The following is a 25,028-nucleotide window of genomic DNA, read 5'->3' as shown; positions in this document are numbered from 1 at the left end:
CGTGCATGTTCGGCTCTACGAACTGCCGCTCGTCCTGAGCTCGCCAGCAAGCTGTTGTGCCTGTCGTGCAGTGTCTTCATCGCAAATCAACACGTTGCCGAGACCGGACAGCAGCACGGCTGCGATAGCCTGCGCCTTGTTCAAGCCGCCTGACGCGAAGACGACATTGGGAATGGCGCGCAGGGCTTCCAGCTCGGGAGCGATCGCGCACCTGTTTATCGCGTGGTCGATCGGCCGCCCGATCTTATCGACGAACTGGCCGAGCACGTCACCACAGGCACCGGCTGCGAGCAATTCCTCAATGTTGATGTTGCGCGGCAAGCCGTAGCGCATCAGCAGCGAACGCTCGGTCATGTCGCCGATGCTGAGCACGATGACGTCATTGGTCTCGATCTGTCGAAAGGCCGATTCAAAAACATCCTGTCGGACGATTGCCGTCCGCGATTCCGGACTGCCGGCATAGATCGGCGCGGCAAGATAGGAGCATTCCGCATTGAGCTGGCGGGCAAGGTCGCTCGCAATGTCAAAGGTATTGATTTCGATGCCGTGCGTCAGCCCGCCCATGACCGAATTGACGCAGATATCAGGCCGTTTGAGGGAGGGCATATGACGCACCATCTCGCGGAGTGTCGCTCCCCACCCGACGCCAACGCCGCGGATGCCGCCGCCGTTCAGCAGCTGAACGAGATAATCGGCGGCCGCCTGGCCGAGCAGGACGGGAATGAGCTCCTGGTCCTCGGGTGTCGGTACGATGATCGCGCGGTTGAGAGAGAATTCCGCCGCCAGTTGCTGCTCCAGGGCGACGCAGGACGTCAGTCGGGAATTGAGGGTGATCGTTACAAGGCCGGATCGGCGCGCCTCGGCGATGATCTTGTTGACGCGAAGCCTGTTGGTCGAAAGTGCTTCCGCGATTTCGCCCTGGGTGCGTCCCTCCATGTAATAGAGCCAGACCACGCGCACCTGCATCTGCTCGTCCGGGAGGGCTACGGGCGCGGAAGAAGCACTTCTGTTCTGTGACATGCGATAATCTGCGCCTCCGCTTCGACGCCATGGATCTCAAATTCCCGGCGCTTGTCAATCGCAGGGGGCCGTCGTCAGGCCGCTTCACCTCGGTCGGTCGGTTCGCCGGCCGGTCGATTTGTTGAAAGGATGCAAAGCTTCCATTCGAACATGACACGAAATGCGATCGTTTTCCCGCAGACGTCGATCGGTAGGCACGCTCGCGACGATGCGCTTCCGGCTGTCGTCGATGCGCAGATGCACGTTGTTCTCATCTCCGACGGTTTCGATCAATTCGATGTGGGCATCGAACCGGAGATCATGCGCCGATCCGGTGCCGAGGTTGATCGAACCAGGTCTGATGCCGACGAGATCCGTGTCTCTCGGAAGCGCGAGGTCGCTGGGGCCGAGTTCATCCAGATCGATCAGGTTCATCGGCGGGGAACCGATGAAGCCGGCGACGAAGACGGTTTCGGGATGGCGATACACCTCGATCGGTGTCCCGATCTGCTCGATTCGGCCGCCGTTCATGACGACAAGCCTGTCGGCGAGGGTCATCGCCTCGAGCTGATCGTGTGTCACATAGAGGCTGGTCGTCTTGAGCTGCCGCTGGAGCCTGCGGATTTCGACGCGCATTTGCACGCGAAGCTTCGCGTCCAGATTGGACAGCGGTTCGTCGAAGAGGAAGGCGGCGGGATCGCGGACGATGGCGCGGCCCATGGCGACGCGTTGGCGCTGTCCGCCCGAGAGCTGACGGGGGCGGCGCTCGAGGAACTCGCCGATCTCCAGGATGCTGGCTGCGTCAGCGATCCGCCGGTCGATCTCGTGGCGAGGAACGCGGCGGTTCTTGAGTCCGTATTCGAGATTCTGCCGAACGGTCATGTGAGGATAGAGCGCGTAGTTCTGGAAGACCATCGCGATGTTGCGGTCGGCCGGATCGACATGGCCAACGTCGTTGCCTGATATCCTGAGGTGCCCGGAGCTTATGGCTTCGAGGCCCGCAATCATCCGCAGCAAGGTCGATTTTCCGCATCCTGATGGGCCGACCAGCACAATCATTTCGCCGTCCGCGACAGTCAGATTGATCCCTTTCACCGCGGGAACCGGTCCATAGTTCTTCTTCAGGTCGATCAATTCGATAGCCGCCATGGCATCCTTCCTCCGAGGTCGTCATACATTTGTAACACGCTATTGACATTTGTAACAAGTGACCCCAACCTTGTTTTATCGCCACTTTGGGAGGGGTTGACCGGCGCTCGACGCACCGGTCGGCGAACAAAGGCAATGGAGAGGAAAACGAAATGACGGCAATGTCTTCGATAAGGTCCTGTATGGGGCGGACGATCCGGTCATTCGCGGCGGGCGCTGCACTGGTAACGCTCGGATTGGCAAATGCGGGCGACGCCAGCGCCGCCGATCGCGTCAAGATCGAATGGTGGAATGCGGCAGGCGGCCGCCTGGCCGAAATCACCACCCAGCTGATTAAGGACTTCAACGCCTCGCAGGACAAATACGAGGTCGTCGGCATCGGCAAAGGCAATTATGAAGAGACCATGGCGGCAATGGTGGCAGCCTACCGGGTGCATCAGCAGCCCGTGCTGATCCAGGCGGCCGAGCGCGGGTTCCTCACTATGTACAATTCCGGCGCGATCATTCCGGTGCCGGAGCTGATGGAGAAGGAAGGTTACAAGGTCGACTGGAACGATTTCGTCGCTCCGGTCGCCGGTTTTTATCTCGTCGACGGCAAACCGGCGGCAATGCCCTTCAACAGTTCGACGCCGATCTTCTGGTACAATGCCGACCACTTCAAGGCAGCCGGTTTCGACAAGCCGGGCGAGACCTGGCAGGAGGTCGACAAGCAGCTGCGCGCTATCAAGGAGAAAGGTGTCTCGAAGTGCCAGATGGCGCTTGCCAACGACTTCTACTGGAGCCTGATCGAGAACTATGCGGCGATTCAGGACCAGCCTTACGGCACCAAGGCGAATGGTTTCGGCGGCCTCGACACCGAATTCATCTTCAACAAGAGCCCGTTGGTGGTCGGTCAGGTGACGCGCCTCAAGACGTGGATGGACGCCGGCATCCTGCAGATCGCCGGGCAGGGGCTCTCGCCAGACCAGCTGTTCACCTCTGGAACCTGCTCGACCTATGTGGCCTCCACCGCGGCGCATGCCGCCGTCGAGAGCGGCGCGAAATTCAACTGGAGCGCAACGTTCCTGCCGCATGAGGAAGGCATAGAGCCGAAAAACAGCACCATTGGCGGCGGTGCGCTCTGGGTTCTCAAAGGCAAGTCGGAGGAAGAATACGCCGGTGCGGCCGCCTTCCTGAACTTCGTCGCCTCACCGAAGACGCAGGTCTGGTGGAGCAAGCAGACAGGCTACGTCCCGGTTACGAACACAGCCTACGAGCAGGCCAAGTCCGAGGGTTATTTCAAGGACCACCCGACCCGCGAGATCGCCATTCTCCAGCTCACGCGCGGTACCCCGACCGACAACTCGCGCGGCTTCCGCTTCGGCAATCACAATCAGGCGATGGCGCTTCTGGTGGAAGAGATCCAGGGCGTCTGGACCGGCCAGAAGACACCACAGCAGGCGCTGGATGCCGCGGCGGCCCGCGGAAACCAGATCCTTCGCCAGTATGAGCAGCTTCATGCAGCAAAGTAGAACCTTGGGAAAGATGGAAGGCGCCGCCAGGCGCCATCGCATCCCCGATCTTCTGTCGACGGGCCGCTCGGCCGCGCCGCCGTCGGAGGCCGGATTGAAGTCCGCCCACTTCAACAAGCCGTGGCTCGCCTTCGGCCTGGTTGCGCCGCAACTGCTGATCCTGCTGTTCTTCTTTTTCATCCCGTCCTACAAGGCGCTGTCGCTGGCCTTCGTTCAGGTCGATCCCTTCGGGGGCACGCAGATTTTCGTCGGGCTCACAAATTTCCACAATCTGTTCGCAAGCTCGGAATATCGCGCCAGCGCGCTGTTCACGCTCTGGTTCACCGTCGCACAGAATGCCGCAACGCTTCTGCTTGCCGGTCTCTTTGCCTTCGCGACCGATTTCGTGATCAGGGGCAGGGGGATTTACAAGAGCATCATCCTGCTTCCCTATGCGATCGCGCCGGTTATATCGGGCGTGATCTGGGCCTTCCTGTTCAATCCGGCGGTTGGACCGATCGCTCAGCTTCTGCACGGGTTCGGCTTCGAATGGGATCCGAACCGGCGGCCTTTCGATGCGCAGCTTCTGGTGACCATCGCCTCTGTCTGGAAGAATGTCTGCTACGACTACATCTTTCTCGTCGCCGCATTGCTCGCCGTGCCTGTCTCGCTTCTGGAAGCGGCAAAGCTCGACGGCGCAAGACCCGTCCGGCGCTTCTTCACGATTTCACTTCCGCTGATCTCGCCGACGATCTTCTTCCTCGTGGTGATGAACTTCGTCTACGGCCTGTTTGAAACCTTCGGCATTATCGACGCGGTCACCCGCGGCGGCCCGGCCGGGGCGACGAACAGCCTGGTCTACAAGGTGTATCAGGATGGTTTCGTGCAGCTAGACCTCGGCTCGTCGGCCGCGCAATCCGTGCTTTTGATGCTGATCGCCATCCTGTTCACCATCGTTCAATTCCGCGCGCTCGAGCGCAAGGTCAATTACCAGGTGTAGCCATGCCCGAACGCCATCTCGGTCTTTCGATCTTCTGCCACGCCATATTGCTGATCGGCGCGGTTTTTGTCTGCCTGCCGCTCTACTTCGCCTTCGTCGCCGGCTCGCTGACCTTGCAGGAGGTTCAGCAGGCGCCGTTCCCGGTGCTGCCGGGCTCGCATTTCTTCGAAAACCTGGCCGCCGCCTGGCAGCAGGGCGAGTTCTCCCAGCTGTTCCTGAATTCGATCATCGTCACCGCCGGCATCGTCGTCGGCAAGCTGGCGATCTCGCTGATCGCCGCGTTCGGCGTCACCTATTTCCGCTTCCCGTTCCGCATGACGGCGTTCTGGCTGATCTTCGTGTCGCTGATGCTTCCGGTCGAGGTCCGCATCATTCCGACTTATGAAGCGGTCGCCGATGCCGCCGGGCCGATCCGCTGGCTGGCTGGCACGATCGGCCTGTCCGGTATCGTCGAAAAGCTGACCGGATACAGCATCGAAGCCTCGTTGAAATGGAACATGGTCAACAGCTATGCCGGCCTGATCCTGCCGCTGATCGCCTCCGCCTCGGCGACCTTCCTGTTCCGGCAGTTTTTCCTGACCGTTCCCGACGAACTTTGCGAGGCGGCCAAGCTCGACGGCGCCGGCCCTCTGAAGTTCTTCAAGGATATCCTGCTGCCGCTGTCGAGCGCCAATATCGCTGCGCTATCGATCATCCTGTTTCTCTATGGCTGGAACCAGTATTTGTGGCCGCTGCTCTTCACCACCGACAAGGAGATGGGGACCGCGGTCCTCGGGCTGAAGCAGCTCGTCCCAGTCTCCGACTCAGCGCCCGCCTGGAACATTGCAATGAGCGCTGCGCTGCTCGTCATGCTGCCGCCGGCGGCCGTCATTCTCTTCATGCAACGCTGGTTCACCAAGGGACTGGTGGACTCCGGAAAGTAACACGCGACATCTCAAGGATATTCAGACGATGGTGCATATCATCGGCCACCGTGGCGGCCGCAATCTCTGGCCCGAGAACAGTCTTTCGGGCTTCCGCAAACTCGCGCAGATGCCTGTCGACGGCGTGGAGTTCGACATCCACCTGACGCGTTCGGGCGAAATGCTCGTCATTCACGACCCGACGCTGGAGCGCACAACGGATGCGCGCGGGCCGGTCGCCGATCTCGACCCGGGGAAACATCGTGAAATCAGCCTCAAGGACAGTGACGGGGAAGCGATCCCCACCCTGGAAGAGGTGCTTGCCGTCTTCAAGGATACGCCCCTCGAGCTTCATATCGAACTGAAGACCCATGCCGATGGAACGCCTTACGAGGGGCTCGCCGCCATGGCATTCGCCGCCGTCGAGCGGCTTGGTCTTATGGAGCGCTCGATCCTGACGAGTTTTCATCCCGACGTGCTCGCCGATATTCGCAAGGTCGCCCCTGGTATTCGCACCTTGTCGTCCTTCGACGCCAAGTCTGCTGAGCGTCTCGGCCTGGCGAGCGGCCTCAGCCTGATGATGCAATATTCGGATATCATCGCCGTCGAAAAGTCGCTGCTTCAGGCGACGTGGGAGGAGATCACCGGGCTCGTGCCGCTCGACCGGCTCGGCGCCTGGGTTCCGAACGAAATGAGCGATCTCGAATATTGGCTTGCCAAACCGATCCGGCAGATCACCACGGACCGTCCGGATCTCGCCTTGCAGGCGCGGGGGTGAGGCATGCTTGATAGCCGCATCGATTATCCCGGCATGTCAGGCGCCATGGACAGCATCGACCTCGTGATCTTCGATTGCGACGGCGTGCTGATCGACAGCGAGCCGATCGCCAGCCGTACCCTGGCGGAAACGCTCCAAGGCGCGGGCATTGCGATCACCGCAGCGGAGGCGCATGTCAAATTCACCGGCAATTCGGAAAGCATCATTGCCGAGATGTGTCGGCGCGAATACGGGATCATCGATGTCGCTGCGCTGTTCGAGAAGTGGCATCTTCATCTGTTCGAGGAATTCGCGCGCTCGCTGACGCCCATTGCCGGCATTGCCGAGGTCGTCAACAGTCTCGACCGCCCTAAATGCGTCGCATCGAACAGCACGATGCGGCGGCTGCGCAACAGCTTGGGCAAACTCGATCTCTGGAGCGCATTCGGCGAAGGCGTTTTCAGCGCCGAATTCGTATCCCGGCCGAAGCCCGCACCCGATCTGCTGCTGCATTGCGCCGAGCGTTTTCGGGCCCGGCCGGCCAGATGCATCATGATCGACGACAGCGTTCATGGTGTGGCGGCGGCAATCGCCGCAGGCATGACGGCCATCGGATTCGTCGATCCGGCCGATCCGAGGCCCGGCCGCCGCGCCGTGCTCGATGCCGCCGGAGCCGCCGCCGTGGCGACAGGGGCAGGGGAGCTCACCGCCATTCTGGAAAATGTCGGAGCGAGGCTGTGATGGCGCCCCGGGGCGGAGGGCGCGCTCAGCCCCCAGCCTCCTTGCCATGTTGTCGCGACCGCGTAATGTCAGCGTCCTGGAGGCGGGGATCTTTCCAGACGACAGACTTTGAAATTGGACCGCAGCTGCTAATTAACCGATCCTTGGCGATTCGAAACGAGAGATCATGAGCGACACATCTCATACCGCAGAAGCCGGCGCTAAATATGTCATCGGCGTCGATGTCGGCACCGGCAGCGCCCGGGCCGGCCTGTTCAATATGGCCGGCAGTATGCTTGCCTCCGCCAAGCGGAATATCAGCCTGTTTCATGAAGCCGGTTCCATCGTCGAGCAATCAAGCAGCGAAATCTGGAGCGCCGTTTGCGCAGCCGTGCGAGAGGCGGTTGCCGCAGCCGGCGTCGATCCGGCTTCCGTGGTCGGGCTCGGATTCGACGCCACCTGCTCGCTCGTCGTGCTCGGCGAAGGCGGCAAACCACTTCCCGTCGGGCCTTCCGAAGATCCGGACCGGAACATCATCGTTTGGATGGACCATCGCGCCGTCCCGCAGGCGGAGCGCATCAATGCGTTTGGGCATGACGTGCTGCGTTATGTAGGCGGCCGTATTTCGCCGGAAATGGAAACGCCCAAGCTTCTCTGGCTCAGGGAAAACCGCCCTGGCGTCTTCGATGCTGCCTGGCAGTTTTTCGATCTTGCGGATTTCCTCACCTGGCGGGCCACCGGCGATCTGTCGCGCTCGACCTGCACGGTCACCTGCAAGTGGACCTATCTTGCTCATGAAAAGCGGTGGGACAGCGGTTATTTCCATCGGATCGGTCTCGGCGTGCTGGCGGAGGAAGGCTTTGCTCGCATCGGCGAAGTCATTGTCGAGCCCGGTTCGGCGCTCGGCCAGGGACTGACTGCGGCCGCGGCGGAGGAGTTCGGCCTGACGCCGGGCACGGCCGTCGCAGCCGGACTGATCGATGCCCATGCGGGCGGTGTCGGAACCGTCGGCGCCGACCCGCAGACCAATCTTGCCTATGTTTTCGGGACTTCTTCCTGCACAATGACATCGACGGCAGAACCGTCCTTCGTGCCCGGTGTCTGGGGGCCCTATTATTCGGCGATGGTGCCGGGCCTGTGGCTGAACGAGGGCGGCCAGAGTGCCGCCGGCGCGGCGATCGACCACCTCCTCGCCTTTCATCCGGCAGCCGGCGAGGCGAAGGAGCTTGCGAAGAGCGCCGGCATTGCGCTGCCGGTCCTGCTTGCCGACATGGCCTCCCGCAAGGCGGGCCGGTCTTCCGAGGCCGTCAGGCTGGTGGCCGGGCTGCACGTCGTTCCCGAATTCCTCGGCAACCGTGCGCCCTTCGCCGACCCCCATGCCCGCGCGGTCATTACCGGTCTCGGCATGGAGCGGGATGTCGACAACTTGGTCGCGCTCTACATCGCCGGGCTTTGTGGCATTGGCTACGGCCTCAGGCAGATCATCGAAACACAGGCCCAGTCGGGCGTGGCCGTTGAGAACATCGTCATCAGCGGCGGGGCCGGTCAGCACGATTTCGTCCGCCAAGTGCTCGCTGATGCGAGCGGCAAGCCGGTGGTGGCGACGAAGGCCGAGGAGCCGGTGTTGCTGGGAGCGGCCATCCTCGGCGCTGTCGCCGGCCGGCAATTTGCCGATGTCGGCGAGGCGATGAGCGAGCTCACCAAGGTGGAAAAGCGTTTTCAGCCGTCAGAGGGTGAAATTTCAGATCTCCACCGCAAGCGTTACGAAGCCTTTAAGGAGCTTCAGACATTGGCGCGCAAGCTTCGCAGCGATAGCTGACAGCCCCGCGCGACAAATGCCGCGGGCTAATTATTGATGGCGATGATCGCCCAATGGCTTTCCTCGCAGGCGTTGTCGTCGCAGACTGCACCCATCCAGACGGCGCCATTTGTGAGCATCACTCCTTCGCTGTTGACGAAGAGATCCTCATATTGCTGGCGCCCGACCGCGCGGCGGGTCTCCGGCGTTACCAGATCGTCGAAATTCTCGACAAAATCCTCGGCGTTTTCGACATCATAGGTTTCGCCATCTGCCTTTACGCTCAGCGGATATTCGGCAAGGCCAGCGATGGTCTCGGCGTCGCCGGAGCGCATGGCCAAAACAAGTTGGCGCAGCGGCCTGTCGAAGCCGGCAGCATTGCCGTGCAATTCCTCGATGCGGTTATAGACCTCACTATCCGACTGAGCGGCGGCGCGGCCGGTGAAGGGCGTCGTTCCGAGGAACATCACTCCGGCTAGGAGAAGGGCAGCAGATAGACGCGACATGGAAGGCTCCCGGCAAATGACATTCTGCCGCATTATGCAATCTCAATCCGATGTCCGCCTATCCAATTCTGGTGCGGCACCGGACTTTCCCGTATAAAAATCTTCCGGGCCCGCTTGACGGCCCGATCGGATTGCCGCATAAAGCTCGCGAACCGTACCGTACGGTACGTATCTGGGAGCCATGACCGTGTCCGTCGATACCGCAGAGCCGAGCGAATTTTCGCCGCGCCAGAACGCCGTTCTGGAGCAGGCGCTGCGGCTGCTCGTTGATGGCGGCGAGAAAGCGCTGACAACCTCGGGTGTTGCGCGCGCCGCCAATTGCTCGAAGGAAAGCCTCTACAAGTGGTTCGGCGACCGCGACGGGCTGCTCTCGGCGATGATCGCCTATCAGGCGAGCAAGGTGCGCACTTTCGAGCGCAACGGCGAACGGCTGACGGCGGCGAGCCTGCACGACCATGTCGTCATCTTCGCGCGCGACCTGCTGGAGGTGCTCGCCGGCGACGTCTCGCTGGCGCTGAACCGGCTGGCGATCGGCCAGTCTCACCGCGACGGCTCGAAGCTCGGCAAGCTCCTGCTTGAACGCGGCCGCCGCCAGATCGACCGGCGCGCCATGGCGCTGATCGACGCCGGCAAGAGGGCAGGGCTGCTGCGCTTTGCCGATGCCGACGAAGCCTATCACACGCTTTACGGCCTTGTTGTTTCCGACCTGCATGTGCGCATGCTGCTCGGCGAACCCGGCCTCAAGGATACCGCGCGCCAGGCGGAGAGGGCGGTGACCGCCTTCCTCCGGCTTTACGGCACGGAGAAGGTTCTGGCGGAGATGCCGGCTCTCGGCTGATTTCGCCTTAATGACAGTCAACAGGACAAGCACAAGGGAAGGAACTTCAAATGCGCGTCTATTACGATCGTGATGCCGATCTTAACCTCATCAAGGCCAAGAAGGTCGCCGTCATCGGCTACGGCTCGCAGGGCCGCGCCCATGCGCTGAACCTCAAGGACAGCGGCGCCCAGAACCTCGTCATCGCTCTCAAGGCCGGTTCGCCCACGATCAAGAAGGCCGAAGCCGACGGCTTCAAGGTCATGACCGTCGCCGAAGCCGCCGGCTGGGCCGACCTGATGATGATGGCGACGCCGGACGAGCTGCAGGCCGACATCTACAAGGCCGACATCGCACCGAACATCCGCGACGGCGCTGCCATCGCCTTCGCCCACGGTCTCAACGTCCACTTCGGCCTGATCGAGCCGAAGGCTTCCGTCGACGTCGTCATGATCGCCCCGAAGGGCCCGGGCCACACGGTTCGCGGCGAATACCAGAAGGGCGGCGGCGTTCCCTGCCTCGTCGCCGTTCATCAGAACGCGTCCGGCAATGCGCTGGAACTCGCTCTCTCCTACGCCTGCGGCGTCGGCGGCGGCCGCTCGGGCATCATCGAAACCAACTTCCGCGAAGAGTGCGAAACTGACCTCTTCGGCGAACAGGTCGTTCTCTGCGGCGGCCTCGTCGAGCTCATCCGCGCCGGTTTCGAAACGCTTGTTGAAGCCGGCTATGCCCCTGAAATGGCCTATTTCGAATGCCTGCACGAAGTGAAGCTGATCGTCGACCTGATCTATGAAGGCGGCATCGCCAACATGAACTACTCGATCTCCAACACGGCCGAGTGGGGCGAATACGTCACCGGTCCGCGCATCATCACCGAAGAAACCAAGGCTGAGATGAAGCGCGTCCTGAAGGACATCCAGACCGGCAAGTTCACCTCCGAGTGGATGCAGGAATACCGGTCGGGCGCCGCCCGCTTCAAGGGCATCCGCCGCAACAACGACAGCCATCAGATCGAGGAAGTCGGCGCCAAGCTGCGCGGCATGATGCCCTGGATCGGCAAGAACAAGCTGGTCGACAAGAGCGTGAACTAAGCTGTTCCACTAAAGTAAATAGCGAGGCCGGAGTAAATCCAGCCTACAGACCGCTGATAACCCCCGGCTGCGCTGGGGGTTATTTGATTCGTTGCGACATGCTGAAGAAACCTGCTCCCGAACACGCGGCAATCGAGCACCGATTGGTAGTGATCACATCACGCGAAGCAGGAGACGAGCCTCGGTTTGTTGGGAACGGAACTGGAGTTGATCGGTTAGTGCGATATTTCGATCTGCTTCAGGGACCAAATGCCTAAGGCTGGAATTCTTACCTTTCACCGCTGCATCAATTACGGTTCCTATTGGCAGGCACGCTGTCTGGCGAAAGGCCTAGCATCCATGGGAGTAGAAGCCGTTCTTCTGGAACATATGTCCGATCGCGTGAACCGCGCGGAATGGCAATGCGCGCTGCAACCGCTGCTTCCTGCCGCAACGCCAAGGGAAGACTACCCGCTCTACAAAGCGAAGATCCGGAAATTCTTTCACTCGTTTGCCAGTCTACCTCTTTCATCGCCCTTTCCCTTGGAGAACCCAGCCGCGATGGACGACTATTCGCTCATCGTCGTCGGCAGCGACGAGGTGTGGAACCTTCGCCATCCCTGGTATGGTGGGTATCCGCTGTTTTATGGAGAGGGCCTGCGATGCGGGCGTCTTGTCTCCTATGCCGCGACGTTTGGAAGTCTGGCGTCGTCGGAGCGACTGGAGGGTTGGGCGGAAAAGCTGCGAAAGTTTTCTCATATTTCTGTCCGGGATCTCCATTCGGAGCGGATCATCCGCGAGACATTGGGACTGGAGCCCGAACTCGTTCTCGACCCGTGCCTGCAATTTCCGCAGACGATGAAGGCGAGCAGGGATGAGGGGGAGGCGGCAACCTATATAGCCGTCTACGGGCACAGTTTTCCCACGTGGTTCCAGGATGCAGTGCGCCGATGGGCAGGAGACCGGGGCTATCCGCTTGTCAGCATCGGCTATCGGAACGATTGGGCCGACGAGCAATGGATTGATGCCGGGCCGGAGGACTTCGCCGGCTTCATTTCCGAAGCAAAGGCTGTCGTGACGAACTTCTTTCATGGATGCGTGTTCTCGCTTGTCAACGAGAAGCCGTTTGCATGCGTCCTCTCCGATTACCGCTCCAACAAGATTCGCGATCTAACGCGGCTCGTCCGAGCTGGACATCACGTGCTGACCGAAGATACGTCCCCGTCGCATCTGGATGTTATCCTCGGTAATCCACTTCCGACGGGTATTTCGCAGCGAATATCCTCCCTGCGCGATACCTCCAACGCCTATCTCAGCCATGCCTTGCAATAGCTCCGATCAAAAGAATCGGCTCGCGCCGTGCATCGCTCCCAAGGATATTGCAGGCTCGGGCTTCTGCATCGGCTGCGGCTCCTGTGTCGCAAGGTCATCGCGACCTGATGTGCACATGAAACTCGACCGGTACGGGCAGATGAAGCCGACAGGCCCGAAGACGTGGTTGCAGGGCAGTGATGAAGAATTGGCGCGAATTTGCCCGTTTTCGCCGGTGGCCCGGGACGAGGACGAATTGGCGGCCGAGTATTTTGCCGCTGCGAAAAACCGAGACCCTCTGCTGGGGCGTTTCGAGGCCGCCTTTGTCGGCTACGTCGAGGAAGGGGAATATCGTTCGAGCGGCAGCTCCGGCGGCATGGTCACCTGGGTGGCGGCGGAACTGCTGCGCCTGGGGCTTGTCGACTGTGTCGCTCACGTCAAGGAGAGCGATGATCCGCAATCGGAAGGACGCCTGTTTCATTATTCGCTGTCGCGCAATCTGCAGGAACTTCAGGCGGGCGCCAAATCTCGATATTATCCTGTCGAGCTTTCCGGCGTGCTTCAGTCCATTCGTGAGGCGCCGGGCCGGTATGCCGTGGTTGGCATTCCCTGTTTCATCAAGGCGGTGCGACTGGCCTGTGCCGATGACCGGGTATTGAAAGAGCGAATTGCCTTCACGCTTGGGCTATTTTGCGGCCATATGAAAAGCGCGCGCATGGCGGAGAGCTTCGCATGGCAGATGGGGCAGGACATCCGGAAGGTTAAACGGCTCGACTACAGGAAGAAAACTCAGGACCGGCCTGCGAATTGGTATCGGGCGCAGCTGACGCTCGAAAACGGAGAGACGTGCGCCCAAGACTGGTGGGATCTGGTCGATGGGGACTGGGGTGCGGGCTTTTTTCAGAATTCCGCCTGCAATTTCTGCGACGACGTCGTTGCAGAAACGGCCGATATCGCTTTCGGGGATGCCTGGAAGGAGCCCTACTCCTCTGATGGAAGAGGAACGAACGTGGTGATCGTCCGCTCAAATGCACTTCTGGATGTGATCCATGCGGGGATCGCTGAGAAGAGGATCGCACTGTCTTCTGTCGATTCCGCCTTCGTTGTGGCCACCCAGGCAGCCGGATTCCGCCAGCGTCGTGAAGGCCTCGCATTCCGGTTGAGCTGGCCTCGTATGGGTATGCGCCCGCGCAAACGAGTCCGTGCCGGCAGCAATGGCCTGTCCCGGCAGCGCATGGCGGTCTACATCATGCGCTATTGGATCAGCTTCTGGAGTCATCGTGTCTTTGCAATCGCCGATTTCTTGCACAGCCCCAGAATTTACATTCTGTGGGCTCGTGCGGCCCTGGCATGCTATCAGGGGATCGCTTATTCCAGGGGGCCGATCGGCAGGATAGCCCAGAGCCTGGGTTTAGCCGGCTCCGAGGGACGCACGTGATTCAAGCCCCAGCAATCGGGCAGCCGACTTGGCAACGCGTGACACATATCCGCTATCTCTGCGCGGTGCATAACGTTCGACCATTTCCTCGCAGAAGCCGGCGAATTCTTCGGGCACCAGGGGCGCGCTGGTATGGTGCGGCGCGATACCTCTATGCTCCGGTGTGAAGCAGAATGTCACCGTTACCTCGAAATCTTCGAGGGCCTGCATCTGTCGGTCGAACCAATCGAGAGCATTGGGCCGGAATCTGTCCGCCCAGGAAAGCCCGGTGCGCACAGATTTCACGCCCAACCGCCGCATCCAGGCAGCGGCCTCATCCAGCCGCGGGTCTTCGAAGTGGAACCATTGCACCAGCCCGAAATCCGGCGTGTGTTTTGCAAACTCCTCAAGCGCCGGTTTGGGCGTTCCGTCTTCGCGCAGAATGCCCATATAGTAGTGCCGATAATAGGAGGAGCCTTCCGCTTCGCGATGACGCGTTGTTGCCTCCCATGATCGGGGGAGGTCGTAGAGGCTGTACCATTGGCAGCGCTCGACTTTGCCCTTGAGCAACTCGGCAGTTCGTTGTAGGCCCCATAACTGCACTTCCTCCGCGCCGAAGGTCGAGACGCCCACTTCGCTGACCCAGATCGGCAGATCGGTGACGGCGCGTATTTCGTTGATTTTCTCTGGCCAGTCATGAATCTGCCAGAGGTTCCAGTCGAGCGGGAAACCATGAAGCGCAACGGCATCGAGGTGATCGAGCACGCCGTAATTTTTCATGCGGCTGATGAAGAAGGGGTCTATCGGAGATATTCCGCCGAGCACCTTCGTCAGTTCCGGATTCTTGGCTGCGATGGCATCGGCCGCCAGGATTGCCATTTGCGCAAACAGGCTCCATTCGGGATCGATCTCAGGATCCCAGTGCGATTTGTTGTTCGGCTCGTTCCAGATCATTGCAGCTTCGATCATTTGACTTCCCCGGGGAGGATTTAACGAACGGGTTATAAGGTCACTTCGTTGAGCGTCATCACTTTTGCCCCCCAGTCGCCGATCACAACCGTCGTGAGGGAGGCGGGCGCAATATCAAATCTCGGCCAAGCATCGATCGGCAGTCCCAGAACATGACTGACCGCCGCCTTGATGACGTCGGCATGCGACACCAGCGCTATGCGCCTACCGTCGCCGCTGCCAGCCAAAGTCTCTATGAGGCCGAAAATCCGAGCTTGGACGTCCAGCATCGTCTCGCCTCCGGGCGTGCGGGTGAGGCTGCGTGTGGTATTCCAGCGGCGCCAAAGGGGATCGCCATCGAGAACGTCGAACGTCTTTCCGGACCACTCGCCGAAATTCACTTCGTCCAAAGCGTCGTCTGTTTGCAGTAGAGATGCGCCACAGGCTGATGCGATGCCTTCTGCCGTCTCCAGTGTTCGTTCGCGCGGGCTGGTGTAGATCTCATTGATGTCCTCGCGCCGCAGCCTCTGCCCGAGACGCTGAACTTGCGAGCGGCCGGCTTCGCCCAGCGAAATACCGGCTGTACGGCCCGCCAGGAAATTCCCGACATTGTCATGCGCGGCGTGACGTACCAGGAAGAACGTTGCCGTCATTCCGCGGCTCCGCGCAGAACATCCTCCTGGTCGTCAATGAAATTCTGCGTTCGGCGGCGGGCCTCGTAATCAGTGAACTGCTGCGGCGGTGATTTCATGAAATAGCTCGAGGGCCCCGTCAGGGCTCCGCCCAGGCCTCGGTCGAGGGCCAGTTTGGCGCAGCGTATTGCGTCGATGACCACACCGGCGGAATTGGGCGAGTCCCACACCTCAAGCTTGAGCTCTGCATTGAGCGGCACGCCCCCGAAGGTGGTGCCCTCGAGCCTGATATAAGCCCACTTCCGATCGGTGAGCCACGGGACATGGTCACTCGGCCCGACATGTACATCGTCCGCAGGAAGCGGAATATCCAATTGGCTGGTGACCGACTGGGTCTTGGAGATCTTCTTCGATTCCAGCCGCTCGCGCTCGAGCATATTGAGAAAATCGGTGTTTCCGCCGAAATTGAGCTGATAGGTGCGATCCACGCGGACGCCCCGTTCACGGAAGAGATTGACGAGCATTCTGTGGACGATCGTTGCCCCGACCTGGCTCTTGATATCGTCGCCGATGATCGGCAGCTTTCGGGCAGCGAACTTCTGCTGCCATTCCGGTTTGGAGGCTATGAATACCGGAATGCAATTGATAAAGGCGCAACCGGCCGCCAGCGCCTGCTCGGCGTACCACTTCGTTGCCTCTTCCGAGCCAACGGGAAGATAGGAAACCAGCACGTCCGTCCCGGTTTGCCTGAGGATTTCCACCACGTCCGCCGGCGGCTCCGTCGATTCCTCAATCCGATCTTTAAGATACTTTCCTATCCCATCCATCGTCCTGCCGCGTTTCACCTCCACGCCAAGCGGAGCGACATCTGCGAAACGTTGCGTATTGTTCGGCTCGGCGTAGATCGCTTCCGCGACATCGCGCCCTACCTTTGAAGCCGCAACATCGAAGGCTGCGGATATCTCGATATCGTGTACCTGATATCCACCGAGATCAATGTGCATGAGGCCTGGAACCGGCTCGTTTTCCCGGGCGTTATCATAGTAGGTAAGTCCTTGAACCAATGACGAGGCGCAATTGCCAACTCCCACCAATCCAACGCGAATGGATTTTGAACGCATGGTTCCCTCCAAGGGCTGCTTGCTGAGGCTTCTACAAAGCTAACAAGCGGGAGCCGCCACGGTTCCCGGCCCTCCCGATTATTTCAATCGCGTCCGACGAGTTCGGGCATGCATTGCGGCAAAGAAGGAGGACCGGATGCTGGTCTATGGCGATGTCGAGCGCATCGAGAACGCAGCAGCGATACGCGCATCGATTTCAAGAATGATGATGGCGTGCATCGGAATGCAGCCAAGCCGGCAGCGCCACGAAACCTTGGTTCGAGCCTTTATCCTGACCGGAGAACTGGTTCAGGGACTGGCCGATCAGGAATTCGGGAGAAAAGGCGCGGACGATATGTCTGAGCTTCAGGACGCAGGCGCGAAACTTCTGCGCATGCAGGCACGGGCGATCATGCAATCGTGGCGAAATGGATTTGCCGGCAGTTTGTCCTTTCCAGAGGATTGGACAGCCAAACTCGAATCTCTCGCCAGTGCCGATCCGGTGCGGATGAAGCGCGCCGAGGGCTACGCCTTTTATGCTTTGTATCCCGAGAGCTATATCGAGGCGGCTTCGATCTCAAATTTGACGCCTAAAACAGTCGTCATCGGGATACGAAGCATCGGGACCGGACTCGCGGCTCTGGTTTCCGCCGCCTTGGGTGCTGAGCCGGCCTATTCGCTGCGCCCGACTGGCCATCCCTTCGAGCGATGCTTACGCGTCACACCGGCTCTTTCCAAGCGCATTCTCACCGACCGTGACACCGATTTCGCCATCGTCGATGAGGGGCCGGGGCTATCGGGGAGCTCGTTCGGCTGCGTTGCGGACTGGTTGCAGGCGAACGGCGTCGCCTCTGGTCGGCTTCATTTTTTCCCGAGCCACACGGGTGAACCGGGCCCGCAGGCAAGCGAGCCGCATCGGAGCCGTTGGCGAGATCGGCCACGCCATGTCGTTGGCTTCGACGATCTTGTTCTCAAGGCCCAAGATCCAAAACATCGTTTGCAGACATGGGCGGCCGATGTTGTCGGAGTTGAACGTTGGTCGTGGCGGGACCTGTCCGGTGGCGCATGGCGCGCTGTTCGGTATCGCAATCCTTCATATTGGCCGCCGAGCTATATGCAGGTGGAAAAACGCAAATTCCTGATGGAAGCCGAAGGCGGGGTATGGCATGTCAAGTTTGCCGGGCTTTGCGGGAGCGACGTGGACAAGGCCAGAAGAGGCTCTTTGCTGAGCGAAGCCGGCTTTATTCCTAGGATTGCCGGCACCTGTTACGGATTTATTGTCGACGAATGGCTGGATGGAACGCCCCTCGACCATAGCGGTGTAAGCAGGCGCGACATCGTGGATCACCTCGGACGTTATCTCGGTTTTCGTGCCCGTCACCTCCCGGCGCGAAACGGCGGTGCGTCGATCCGGACACTGTGCGAAATGGCTATTTTCAATATTACGGAAGCGGCGGGATCGGACACGGCAGAAAAATTGAGGTGCGTGATAGGCACGCCGGAGCGCCTAGCCGGGCGATTGCGACGGGTCGATACGGACAACCGGCTTCACCGATGGGAATGGCTGACGACGACCACCGGGCGCATCGTGAAGACGGATGCGCTCGATCACAATGCGGCCCACGATCTGATCGGGTGCCAGGACATTGCCTGGGACGTCGTGGGTGCCTGCGTGGAGTTCGAACTCTCGAGCAAGGAGCGTGATCGTCTCGCCGATCTCGTCAGGCGGGAAGCGGACTGCCATCTGCGCGACGATGTGCTCAACTTTTTTGAGCCCTGCTATCTCGGTTTTCAGATAGGCCTGTGGTCGCAGGCGAGGGCCAGCGTCGATGGCGCCGAGAGGGAGCGGATTGAAAATACCATCAAACGTTACCTGGACCGCCTGCGGCAATTGATCGGACCCTGACTGCGAAGCAGTGGATCGGAAAATTTTTCAGCAAAGTGATGGAGGCGGTTCCGCCATCGGATGGCGGCTTCCATGTTCCACCAGGTAAACTTCCCGTTCCGGATTAGCACGAATGACAAACCCGGCGCTTCTCAGCATCGCTTCGACCGCCGCCTTGTTCGGAATGAACCAATTTGTGGGGTCGCCAGCGTAACGTTCTTCCACGAAATACACTTTGGGAAAGCCGCGCTGCTCAAATATCGTCGTGTTGAAGAAGTCGTAATTTTCGCTGAGTGCCGCGACTTCCTCTTCACCCCGCTGCATGCATTGAAACAGCATCTGGCCGCCGACGACATGCTCATGCAGAAGGTCGAGTGCCAGCAGCGGATGCCGCAGGTGATAAAGGACACCCATGAAAAGAACCAGGTCAAATCTCTGCTTCAGTTTTTCCACCTCGTATACCGACATCAGCTTGAACTCGATATCCTCACCTGTCTGTCTGGCTGCGAACTCGGCTTGCCTGAGATAATGCGGGTCGGAATCGATTCCGACGACCCGCCCGGCATTTCTTCTCTTCATTTCAAGTGAATAGAATCCGGCGTTGCAGCCGATGTCGAGAACGCTGCATCCCTGGAGATCTTCAGGCACAACCTGCTGAAAATGGGCCCATTTGAAGGACGGATAGTCACCAAGGAAATGATCCGGCGCGGTCTGAACGCCGTTAATCCGCAGATTGTGAAACCATGGCCTCAGGCCTGCGATGTCGCTTTCCAGTCGAGCCTTCTCGTTCATTCCGTACTCCGATCCGCAGTGTCGATCATTCCTTGGACTGCGCCGCCGAGATGTGTGTCCGGTTACGTTTGAATTTTCTGATCGCCGACCGTATCTGCTCGACGGAACGGGGGCCGATCCCCGCGAGCTCGAGAAGTTCGGCGTTCTTCATGTCTGCCAATTGGCTCATTCGGTGAACTCCACTTCTGGCGAGCGAACGGGCTATCCATCCAGGGAGACAGGTGGTCAATAAGGGATCTTCGGTATCTCCCCCTCCAATCTTCGTCCGCTTTTGAGATACCTGCGGCATGTTCAGCTTTAGCCGGCTTCGTCAGATTGTGGCCGAACCCTCTTGATGGTTTTCGGTTCCCGCTGAAGAAGAAAAACCGCCAATTGTGTGCGAGATTGTCCTTCTCGGCCCACACAAAGATCTCTGGACGGTGAACTTAATCATGGGAGTTGTTCGACGGATTGGTGTTGGGCGGCATATCTCCTGGGCGGATGATGCGCGAATTACCGGTGTCGGGCGCCGGCTCCACCATCTCGGTATCGCCGACGGGAGGGGGCCTGAGTTCGCCGTTGCATTCGTCCAGTTTCTTGGAGAGATCTTGATGGTCATCCGTTGAATCGCGGCCCTGGTTTGGCTGTGACGGGGCGACGCATTTGTCAGGCGGCGCCTGCGCGTTCGCTTGGAGCGGTAGGGTAAGGACCGCCACGGCGAGCGACAGCGCGCTGAGGAGTCGTTTGAACTTCCGGGATGTGGTCGGCATGCCTGAAATCTCCGTTTGGTGTTTATCCAGATGTCGTCTCAGTCCTTCTTCGAATTCGGCGTCCACCAAGTCTTTAGGGGCCGGCCGCAGGGGCAATCTGCATCTGCGCAGGCTGAAACTTGTCCTGCACTCCGGAAAGTGCTTCCTGACCGGTCAAGCGCTCGTCGGCCGAGGCCTGATGTCCCTGGGTTTGGGCGGTCGAATTCGTCGTTTCCGTTCCGACGCCGGGGTTCGAATCGAAAGTCCGCGCCGTTTTCGAATTCATCGAGCCTTGAAGATTCCCCGAAAGCTGGTCGGTGCCAATTGGCTGCGGCGTGACTTTGCCGTCGGATGAAGCGACGCGCCAAACGGTATTGCCGGCATCATCGGCAACAAGCAGCGCTCCTGTCCCATCGATCCCCACTCCGACCGGCCGCCCTTTTGCCTGATCACCCTGGATAAAGCCTGTGACGACGTCCTGCGCCTTGTCAGATGGCTTGCCATTCTGGAACGGTACGAAGACAACTTTGTAGCCATTGAAGCTATTCCGGTTCCAGCTGCCGTGCTCGCCGATGAAGGCGCCGTTGGCATATGCGGCTGGCAGCGCGGAATTCATCGAGAAGGTCAGTCCGAGCGCGGCAACATGGCTGGACAGGGCGTAGTCCGGTGAGATTGCCTTTTCGACCATGTCGGTCCGTATCGGATGGACGCGAGCGTCGACGTGGTTGCCGTAGTAGCTCCACGGCCAGCCGTAGAAGGCGCCATCCTCCACAGAGGTCATATAGTCGGGAACGAGGTTCGGGCCGAGCTCGTCACGCTCATTGACGACAGTCCAGAGCGCACCCGATTCGGGGTTGAAGGCGAGACCGTTCGGGTTGCGCAGACCGGAGGCGAAAACGCGGGCGGCGCCGGTCTGCCGGTCGACCTGCCAGACCGCTGCACGGCCTTTTTCTGCTTCGAGCCCGTTCTCAACGATGTTGGAATTTGATCCGACCGAGGCATAGAGCGTCTGGCCGTCAGGGCTGAGGGCCAGATCCTTTGTCCAATGATGATTGATCGGGCCGCCGGGAAGCGGCGTCAGGATTTTCGGCTGCGCGGTCACCTCGTTCCGGCCGAGTTCGTAAGGGTAGGCAAGGATGGCGCTCGTCGTGGCGACGTAAAGCGTATTGTCTATCCAGGCAAGGCCGAAGGGAGAATCGAGCTTCGTCAGCAGGTCATGGCGTTCATCGACGGTGCCGTCGCGATTGGTGTCACGCAGCAGGGTAATGATATTGCTCTCTTTCTGTTCGCCGCCGCCGCCGTGGGCGATCGACATGATCCAGCCGCGGATGAGATCCTTCGGCCGCGAGGTCGGTTCGCCGGTCGGGCCGCGGGACTGGACGACGAGCACGTCGCCGTTGGGCAGGGTATGGACCGTGCGTGGATTGGCAAGGCCCTTCGCATAGGCGCTGATCTTCAAGCCGTCGGGGACGGCCGGCGTCTCTCCTTCCTTCCAGCCGACCACTTCCGCGACCTTGAGATCAGATATCAGGGAGGAAGATGGCTCAGGCAGAACCGGATTTGGGCCGATCTGCTGCGACAGATCGAATTCGGCCTCCTGCGCCGACGTGCCGAATCCGAGGAAGAGCGATAGAACCGAGGTGCCGAGAACGAGGGATCTCATCATCATATCCTCCAGGCCAATCTGGCATATTTCCGGGCGGAAACAGCGGCTGCCACCAGGCAAAGCGCTGATGTAACGGCCGAGAGCGCCAGTCCATAAGGCACGACGGCAGTCCATCCGTCGCCGGCATGGACAAGGCTGTTCAGGAAGGCGAGGGCGAGGATGATCAGGTAGAGAAGCACAGACGGGAAAGCCGACCGCAGCGGACGAGTGCGGGGCCGCGCGAGGTCAATCAAGCCAGCCGGGATCGCAATCACACCGAACACCAGGCCGGCGCACAACAGCCAGGCGGAGAAGTTCTGCCACATGAGGTTGTTGCTCTGCCAGAAGGCGATATCGGTCGCGAGCGCAAGCGTGAAGCAGACGAAAGGGAATGGGACGAAGAGCGACTGTATCGGATAGGCGGTCGCGTCTCGATCGTTGGGGGAAAGTACAGCCATGGCATGCTCCGAGCGGCAAGAGCGCAGATATGCGATCCAACCGTGGAGGCAGCGGATAGTTCCGTTGCGGCGGCACCGGTTTGTCGATCGCCTCCTCGGCGAAATCGCGGAATTGCGGCGGCCGCCTTTCGCGTTGCACTGCCGGAAAGACAATGTGGGGCACTGTCCTCTGTCGGTCATTCCTGCGACAGGCGGAGGAATGACGAAGGGGCGGCGTTTCACCTGAAAGCGCGACGGTGCCAGATCGCCGTCGAACACGGGGCGAAGCGCCGACCTTTATCGTTGCGCACGCACGATGAGCCAGCGGGTCGGCTTGCCGTCATATCCGCCGCCGTCGCTTTCCTCGACGGCGAGATTGCGCCAGCCGCCTGCCGTCAGAAGCGCCGACAGCCAACCGGCGGATGGATAATTGTAATAGCGCCCGAAGCCATCATGCCCTTCGGCTTCTCCCGACTTGAAGCTTGCGTGGAGGATGCCGCCGGTTCTGAGCGCGCGATGAATACGGGTGAAGATGTCGGGCAGGGTCGATCTCGGGACATGAAGCAGGCTCGCTTCGGCCCAGACGCCGTCGAACGCGGCCTTGGCGTTGAGATCCTCAAACAGCATGACCTTGACCTTCCTGCCGATTCGCGCCTCGGCCTGTGCCGCGAGTTCGGGTGAGCCGTCGGTTGGCGTCACGTCGAAGCCTTGAGAGAGCATGTAGGCACTGTCCTGGCCGCCGCCGCAGCCAAGTTCGAGGATCGCCGCCCCCGGCGCAAGTCGGGCAAGGAAAGTGTCGAGCTTCTGTTTCGGCAGGCTGCGCGCGCGGTTGGCATATATCTCTGCGTTATTGTCGTAGAAGGCGGAGGTGCTGTCATGGGGCATGATGGGTGGCCGGTCCGGTTCGTCGGTTGGATTGGAGATGTCTTTCGGCAAGCCGGTCGGCGCCGATGATGTCGATGACGAGGATGCCGTCGGGTATTTCCCGGTAGAAGGCGACATGGCGCATGTGGAGGAGGCGGCGCAGGCCGGCGCCGAGCGCGTCGCACTCGTCGCCCATGGAGGGCACGCGCGAAAGAAGTATGAAAATCCGGTCCCAATCGAGAAGGTAGGCATCCGCCTGCGCCTCGCCGAAATGCAGATTGGCATATTCGTCGATGCCTGACAGTACGGCGTCGGCCGTTCGGGTCAGCCTATAGGTTGATGTCACGCAGCTTCACCTTCGTTTCCAAAAGGATGTCGGGAATGCGCCGGTCGCTGATACCGCTCTCCTCGGCCTGCCTCAGGATCTCGCGCAGTTCGTCGTCGTCGAGCTTACGATGGTCCTGGTCCTTCATAATCAGCTCCGCCATGAATACGTCGACGCTGTCGTATCTGCCGCTTGCGATACGGCGCGCGATGTAATCCGCCAGATTATCCGGAAGCGAGATCGTCATTTTCGCCATTGAATTCGCTGCCGTCCGTGCGTGCCGGTTCAGCTGTCCCTGATGCCCGTTACCATTCCCCACCTCGTGATAGAAGCGTTGTCGCCCGCAGTCGAGCGCTTGGGTCACATGATGGTCAGTCCTCTTTATCGATGTAGACGGCGCGTTCGAGATCCTTGAAACGGGCGTCTCAAGTCAGGATGCCGGCACCGTGGCGCTCGGGGTCGCGTAAATGATCGTATCGGCGTCAGCCCGGCTGCTTTGAAGGCGAGGCCGAGAGCGGCGCCCACCATGTCAGTGCTGGCGCCGTCGTTCGCGTGGAAGGTCTGAAGTTCAGGCCGGGATGAGGCGCGTCCAGCCGTGCTCGTCGTTCGTTACGCCCTTCTGTAGACTGACGAGCTGCTGGCGCAGTTCGCTGGTCAGCTTGCCGGTCTGTCCGTCTCCGACCAGAAACTCGCCGCCGGCATGTCGAACCAGGCCGATGCCCGCCAGCACTGCGGCAGTGCCGCAAGCGAAGGCTTCGACGAGCCTGCCGCTGGCGGCATCCTCCTGCCATTCCGCGAAGGAGTAGGGACGCTGTTCCACGCGCAAGCCTCTTTCTTCTGCGAGCACGATGACGGAAGCCCGGGTGATGCCCGGCAGGATCGTGCCGCCAAGGGGCGGGGTCACCATCGATCCATCATTCATCACGAAGAAGACGTTCATGCCGCCGAGTTCTTCGACCCAGCGGTGCTCCGCGGCATCGAGGAAGACGACCTGATCGCAACCCCTCTTCGACGCCTCGGCTTGCGCCACGAGGCTGGCTGCGTAGTTTCCGCCGCATTTTGCAGCGCCCGTGCCGCCGTTGGCTGCACGGGTGTATTCGGTTTCGACCCAAAGAGAGACGGCCTTCGCGCCGCCCTTGAAGTAGGCGCCGACCGGTGAGGCGATGACGCAGAAGACATATTCCTGAGCCGGACGAACGCCGAGAAACGCCTCGTTGGCGAACATGAAGGGGCGAAGGTAGAGGCTGGCGTCGCCGGATGGAATCCAAGCCTTGTCGACGCGGACCAGTGCTTCGACCGCCTTCAAAAAGAGTTCTTCGGGCACCGGAGGCATGGCCATGCGGGTCGCCGACTGCGCGAAGCGGCGTGCGTTCTCTTCAGGCCGAAAGAGCAGAATCCGACCATCGTCTGCCTTGTAGGCTTTCATGCCCTCGAAGATTTCCTGAGCGTAGTGCAGCACGGCGCTCGCAGGATCAAGCTCCAAGGGCCGCCTGGGCGTAACCTTCGCATCGTGCCAGCCCTTGTCGGCCGTCCATCGCGCCAGAACCATGTGATCCGTGAAGACCTTGCCGAAGCCGGGCGTCTCCAGTGCCTGGACGCGGTCGGCGTCCGGGACGGGGGACTTGTGGAGTTCGATTTTGATTTCAGGAGAGGCCGACGTCACGGTCATTGCTGGCACCTTGATAGCAAATAGAATGGTGGCGGCGACACTACCGCCGCCGAGCCGGTTTTGGAAA

Annotated in this window: 26 protein-coding genes; 11 read left to right on the top strand and 15 right to left on the bottom strand. The window is 60.4% G+C overall.

Features of this window, described 5'->3' with window-relative positions; all coding sequences use genetic code 11:
- Nucleotides 1-15: 15 nt before the first annotated feature.
- Nucleotides 16-1,020 carry a sugar-binding transcriptional regulator gene (locus GGD53_RS28735; protein WP_184460109.1) on the bottom strand — a complete coding sequence of 335 codons (1,005 nt, stop codon included), beginning with the start codon at nucleotides 1,018-1,020 and terminating at the stop codon, nucleotides 16-18.
- 84 nt (nucleotides 1,021-1,104) lie between these two features.
- Nucleotides 1,105-2,148: a sn-glycerol-3-phosphate import ATP-binding protein UgpC gene (locus GGD53_RS28730; RefSeq protein WP_184460108.1), complete on the bottom strand. Its 1,044-nt coding sequence runs from the start codon at nucleotides 2,146-2,148 to the stop codon at nucleotides 1,105-1,107.
- A 152-nt stretch (nucleotides 2,149-2,300) separates the two neighbouring features.
- Between GGD53_RS28730 and GGD53_RS28725 the strand changes: the two genes are divergently transcribed.
- From GGD53_RS28725 to GGD53_RS28700, 6 genes are all read left to right on the top strand, one after another.
- Nucleotides 2,301-3,659: an extracellular solute-binding protein gene (locus GGD53_RS28725; RefSeq protein WP_184460107.1), complete on the top strand. Its 1,359-nt coding sequence runs from the start codon at nucleotides 2,301-2,303 to the stop codon at nucleotides 3,657-3,659.
- Between the two features lie 13 nt (nucleotides 3,660-3,672).
- Nucleotides 3,673-4,638: an ABC transporter permease subunit gene (locus GGD53_RS28720; protein WP_184460117.1), complete on the top strand. Its 966-nt coding sequence runs from the start codon at nucleotides 3,673-3,675 to the stop codon at nucleotides 4,636-4,638.
- Between the two features lie 2 nt (nucleotides 4,639-4,640).
- Nucleotides 4,641-5,561, top strand: a complete 921-nt coding sequence (locus tag GGD53_RS28715; protein WP_184460106.1) for an ABC transporter permease subunit — start codon at nucleotides 4,641-4,643, stop codon at nucleotides 5,559-5,561.
- 28 nt (nucleotides 5,562-5,589) lie between these two features.
- Nucleotides 5,590-6,318, top strand: a complete 729-nt coding sequence (locus GGD53_RS28710; RefSeq protein ID WP_184460105.1) for a glycerophosphodiester phosphodiesterase family protein — start codon at nucleotides 5,590-5,592, stop codon at nucleotides 6,316-6,318.
- Nucleotides 6,319-6,321: 3 nt separating this feature from the next.
- Nucleotides 6,322-7,038, top strand: a complete 717-nt coding sequence (locus tag GGD53_RS28705; protein WP_184460104.1) for an HAD-IA family hydrolase — start codon at nucleotides 6,322-6,324, stop codon at nucleotides 7,036-7,038.
- Nucleotides 7,039-7,204: 166 nt separating this feature from the next.
- On the top strand, nucleotides 7,205-8,836 hold the full coding sequence (locus GGD53_RS28700; RefSeq protein ID WP_184460103.1) for an FGGY-family carbohydrate kinase: 1,632 nt from the start codon (nucleotides 7,205-7,207) through the stop codon (nucleotides 8,834-8,836).
- 26 nt (nucleotides 8,837-8,862) lie between these two features.
- Here GGD53_RS28700 and GGD53_RS28695 read toward each other — a convergent pair whose 3' ends face one another.
- Entirely contained in the window at nucleotides 8,863-9,321 is a 459-nt protein-coding gene (locus GGD53_RS28695) for a hypothetical protein (RefSeq protein ID WP_246717908.1), read from the bottom strand.
- A gap of 181 nt (nucleotides 9,322-9,502) precedes the next feature.
- On the opposite strand from GGD53_RS28695, the gene GGD53_RS28690 reads away from it, so the two are divergent.
- The 4 genes from GGD53_RS28690 (at nucleotide 9,503) to GGD53_RS28675 (ending at nucleotide 13,957) form a co-directional block, all read left to right on the top strand.
- Complete coding sequence (locus GGD53_RS28690; protein ID WP_184460101.1) at nucleotides 9,503-10,159, top strand: TetR/AcrR family transcriptional regulator; 657 nt, start codon at nucleotides 9,503-9,505, stop codon at nucleotides 10,157-10,159.
- A 50-nt stretch (nucleotides 10,160-10,209) separates the two neighbouring features.
- Nucleotides 10,210-11,229 (top strand): ketol-acid reductoisomerase, encoded by a 1,020-nt coding sequence (gene ilvC / locus GGD53_RS28685; RefSeq protein ID WP_184460100.1) that lies wholly within the window; start codon nucleotides 10,210-10,212, stop codon nucleotides 11,227-11,229.
- Between the two features lie 249 nt (nucleotides 11,230-11,478).
- Nucleotides 11,479-12,540, top strand: a complete 1,062-nt coding sequence (locus tag GGD53_RS28680; protein ID WP_184460099.1) for a polysaccharide pyruvyl transferase family protein — start codon at nucleotides 11,479-11,481, stop codon at nucleotides 12,538-12,540.
- 115 nt (nucleotides 12,541-12,655) lie between these two features.
- Nucleotides 12,656-13,957, top strand: coding sequence for a Coenzyme F420 hydrogenase/dehydrogenase, beta subunit C-terminal domain (locus GGD53_RS28675; RefSeq protein ID WP_184460098.1), 1,302 nt, complete (start codon nucleotides 12,656-12,658; stop codon nucleotides 13,955-13,957).
- On the opposite strand, the gene GGD53_RS28670 is transcribed toward GGD53_RS28675, so the two are convergent.
- The 3 genes from GGD53_RS28670 to GGD53_RS28660 are packed head-to-tail and all read right to left on the bottom strand — an operon-like array spanning nucleotide 13,931 to nucleotide 16,637.
- Nucleotides 13,931-14,905: a beta-xylosidase gene (locus tag GGD53_RS28670; protein ID WP_184460097.1), complete on the bottom strand. Its 975-nt coding sequence runs from the start codon at nucleotides 14,903-14,905 to the stop codon at nucleotides 13,931-13,933. The two genes, GGD53_RS28675 and GGD53_RS28670, sit on opposite strands and share 27 nt — an antisense overlap.
- A 32-nt stretch (nucleotides 14,906-14,937) precedes the next feature.
- The gene (locus GGD53_RS28665) at nucleotides 14,938-15,537 is read right to left on the bottom strand and encodes a histidine phosphatase family protein (protein ID WP_184460096.1); all 600 of its coding nucleotides are present in this window, start codon (nucleotides 15,535-15,537) and stop codon (nucleotides 14,938-14,940) included.
- Nucleotides 15,534-16,637, bottom strand: a complete 1,104-nt coding sequence (locus GGD53_RS28660; protein ID WP_184460095.1) for an inositol-3-phosphate synthase — start codon at nucleotides 16,635-16,637, stop codon at nucleotides 15,534-15,536. The genes GGD53_RS28665 and GGD53_RS28660 overlap by 4 nt, the downstream gene beginning before the upstream one ends.
- A gap of 136 nt (nucleotides 16,638-16,773) precedes the next feature.
- On the opposite strand from GGD53_RS28660, the gene GGD53_RS28655 reads away from it, so the two are divergent.
- On the top strand, nucleotides 16,774-18,522 hold the full coding sequence (locus tag GGD53_RS28655) for a hypothetical protein (protein ID WP_184460094.1): 1,749 nt from the start codon (nucleotides 16,774-16,776) through the stop codon (nucleotides 18,520-18,522).
- A 27-nt stretch (nucleotides 18,523-18,549) separates the two neighbouring features.
- Here GGD53_RS28655 and GGD53_RS28650 read toward each other — a convergent pair whose 3' ends face one another.
- The 9 genes from GGD53_RS28650 to GGD53_RS28610 all read right to left on the bottom strand — a co-directional run bounded on the left by GGD53_RS28650 (nucleotide 18,550) and on the right by GGD53_RS28610 (nucleotide 24,961).
- Complete coding sequence (locus tag GGD53_RS28650) at nucleotides 18,550-19,293, bottom strand: TIGR04290 family methyltransferase (protein ID WP_184460093.1); 744 nt, start codon at nucleotides 19,291-19,293, stop codon at nucleotides 18,550-18,552.
- 25 nt (nucleotides 19,294-19,318) lie between these two features.
- The gene (locus GGD53_RS28645; protein WP_184460092.1) at nucleotides 19,319-19,462 is read right to left on the bottom strand and encodes a hypothetical protein; all 144 of its coding nucleotides are present in this window, start codon (nucleotides 19,460-19,462) and stop codon (nucleotides 19,319-19,321) included.
- A 256-nt stretch (nucleotides 19,463-19,718) separates the two neighbouring features.
- Nucleotides 19,719-20,042: a hypothetical protein gene (locus tag GGD53_RS28640; protein ID WP_184460091.1), complete on the bottom strand. Its 324-nt coding sequence runs from the start codon at nucleotides 20,040-20,042 to the stop codon at nucleotides 19,719-19,721.
- A gap of 73 nt (nucleotides 20,043-20,115) precedes the next feature.
- The gene (locus GGD53_RS28635; RefSeq protein WP_184460116.1) at nucleotides 20,116-21,687 is read right to left on the bottom strand and encodes a PQQ-dependent sugar dehydrogenase; all 1,572 of its coding nucleotides are present in this window, start codon (nucleotides 21,685-21,687) and stop codon (nucleotides 20,116-20,118) included.
- Complete coding sequence (locus GGD53_RS28630) at nucleotides 21,687-22,124, bottom strand: DUF2231 domain-containing protein (protein WP_184460090.1); 438 nt, start codon at nucleotides 22,122-22,124, stop codon at nucleotides 21,687-21,689. The genes GGD53_RS28635 and GGD53_RS28630 overlap by 1 nt, the downstream gene beginning before the upstream one ends.
- A gap of 276 nt (nucleotides 22,125-22,400) precedes the next feature.
- Entirely contained in the window at nucleotides 22,401-22,988 is a 588-nt protein-coding gene (locus GGD53_RS28625) for an SAM-dependent methyltransferase (RefSeq protein WP_184460089.1), read from the bottom strand.
- Nucleotides 22,978-23,313 carry a type II toxin-antitoxin system RelE/ParE family toxin gene (locus GGD53_RS28620; protein ID WP_184460088.1) on the bottom strand — a complete coding sequence of 112 codons (336 nt, stop codon included), beginning with the start codon at nucleotides 23,311-23,313 and terminating at the stop codon, nucleotides 22,978-22,980. Before GGD53_RS28620 ends, GGD53_RS28625 begins: the two co-directional genes overlap by 11 nt.
- Complete coding sequence (locus GGD53_RS28615) at nucleotides 23,297-23,548, bottom strand: ribbon-helix-helix domain-containing protein (protein WP_184460115.1); 252 nt, start codon at nucleotides 23,546-23,548, stop codon at nucleotides 23,297-23,299. Before GGD53_RS28615 ends, GGD53_RS28620 begins: the two co-directional genes overlap by 17 nt.
- Before the next feature lie 312 nt (nucleotides 23,549-23,860).
- Nucleotides 23,861-24,961 (bottom strand): branched-chain amino acid aminotransferase, encoded by a 1,101-nt coding sequence (locus GGD53_RS28610; RefSeq protein WP_184460087.1) that lies wholly within the window; start codon nucleotides 24,959-24,961, stop codon nucleotides 23,861-23,863.
- Nucleotides 24,962-25,028: the final 67 nt, after the last annotated feature.

Source organism: Rhizobium aethiopicum (assembly GCF_014197535.1).
GTDB classification, from domain to species: Bacteria; Pseudomonadota; Alphaproteobacteria; order Rhizobiales; family Rhizobiaceae; genus Rhizobium; species Rhizobium aethiopicum_A.
This window is presented reverse-complemented; position numbering and strand designations above follow the sequence as displayed.

Excerpts from the sequence above, each read along its gene's own strand:
- GGD53_RS28735 (WP_184460109.1), bottom strand. The coding sequence starts at position 1,020 with ATGTCACAGAACAGAAGTGCTTCTTCCGCGCCCGTAGCCCTCCCGGAC.
- GGD53_RS28730 (WP_184460108.1), bottom strand. The coding sequence starts at position 2,148 with ATGGCGGCTATCGAATTGATCGACCTGAAGAAGAACTATGGACCGGTT.
- GGD53_RS28725 (WP_184460107.1), top strand. The coding sequence starts at position 2,301 with ATGACGGCAATGTCTTCGATAAGGTCCTGTATGGGGCGGACGATCCGG.
- GGD53_RS28720 (WP_184460117.1), top strand. The coding sequence starts at position 3,673 with ATGGAAGGCGCCGCCAGGCGCCATCGCATCCCCGATCTTCTGTCGACG.
- GGD53_RS28715 (WP_184460106.1), top strand. The coding sequence starts at position 4,641 with ATGCCCGAACGCCATCTCGGTCTTTCGATCTTCTGCCACGCCATATTG.
- GGD53_RS28710 (WP_184460105.1), top strand. The coding sequence starts at position 5,590 with ATGGTGCATATCATCGGCCACCGTGGCGGCCGCAATCTCTGGCCCGAG.
- GGD53_RS28705 (WP_184460104.1), top strand. The coding sequence starts at position 6,322 with ATGCTTGATAGCCGCATCGATTATCCCGGCATGTCAGGCGCCATGGAC.
- GGD53_RS28700 (WP_184460103.1), top strand. The coding sequence starts at position 7,205 with ATGAGCGACACATCTCATACCGCAGAAGCCGGCGCTAAATATGTCATC.
- GGD53_RS28695 (WP_246717908.1), bottom strand. The coding sequence starts at position 9,321 with ATGTCGCGTCTATCTGCTGCCCTTCTCCTAGCCGGAGTGATGTTCCTC.
- GGD53_RS28690 (WP_184460101.1), top strand. The coding sequence starts at position 9,503 with ATGACCGTGTCCGTCGATACCGCAGAGCCGAGCGAATTTTCGCCGCGC.
- ilvC (WP_184460100.1), top strand. The coding sequence starts at position 10,210 with ATGCGCGTCTATTACGATCGTGATGCCGATCTTAACCTCATCAAGGCC.
- GGD53_RS28680 (WP_184460099.1), top strand. The coding sequence starts at position 11,479 with ATGCCTAAGGCTGGAATTCTTACCTTTCACCGCTGCATCAATTACGGT.
- GGD53_RS28675 (WP_184460098.1), top strand. The coding sequence starts at position 12,656 with ATGAAACTCGACCGGTACGGGCAGATGAAGCCGACAGGCCCGAAGACG.
- GGD53_RS28670 (WP_184460097.1), bottom strand. The coding sequence starts at position 14,905 with ATGATCGAAGCTGCAATGATCTGGAACGAGCCGAACAACAAATCGCAC.
- GGD53_RS28665 (WP_184460096.1), bottom strand. The coding sequence starts at position 15,537 with ATGACGGCAACGTTCTTCCTGGTACGTCACGCCGCGCATGACAATGTC.
- GGD53_RS28660 (WP_184460095.1), bottom strand. The coding sequence starts at position 16,637 with ATGCGTTCAAAATCCATTCGCGTTGGATTGGTGGGAGTTGGCAATTGC.
- GGD53_RS28655 (WP_184460094.1), top strand. The coding sequence starts at position 16,774 with ATGCTGGTCTATGGCGATGTCGAGCGCATCGAGAACGCAGCAGCGATA.
- GGD53_RS28650 (WP_184460093.1), bottom strand. The coding sequence starts at position 19,293 with ATGAACGAGAAGGCTCGACTGGAAAGCGACATCGCAGGCCTGAGGCCA.
- GGD53_RS28645 (WP_184460092.1), bottom strand. The coding sequence starts at position 19,462 with ATGAGCCAATTGGCAGACATGAAGAACGCCGAACTTCTCGAGCTCGCG.
- GGD53_RS28640 (WP_184460091.1), bottom strand. The coding sequence starts at position 20,042 with ATGCCGACCACATCCCGGAAGTTCAAACGACTCCTCAGCGCGCTGTCG.
- GGD53_RS28635 (WP_184460116.1), bottom strand. The coding sequence starts at position 21,687 with ATGATGAGATCCCTCGTTCTCGGCACCTCGGTTCTATCGCTCTTCCTC.
- GGD53_RS28630 (WP_184460090.1), bottom strand. The coding sequence starts at position 22,124 with ATGGCTGTACTTTCCCCCAACGATCGAGACGCGACCGCCTATCCGATA.
- GGD53_RS28625 (WP_184460089.1), bottom strand. The coding sequence starts at position 22,988 with ATGCCCCATGACAGCACCTCCGCCTTCTACGACAATAACGCAGAGATA.
- GGD53_RS28615 (WP_184460115.1), bottom strand. The coding sequence starts at position 23,548 with ATGGCGAAAATGACGATCTCGCTTCCGGATAATCTGGCGGATTACATC.
- GGD53_RS28610 (WP_184460087.1), bottom strand. The coding sequence starts at position 24,961 with ATGACCGTGACGTCGGCCTCTCCTGAAATCAAAATCGAACTCCACAAG.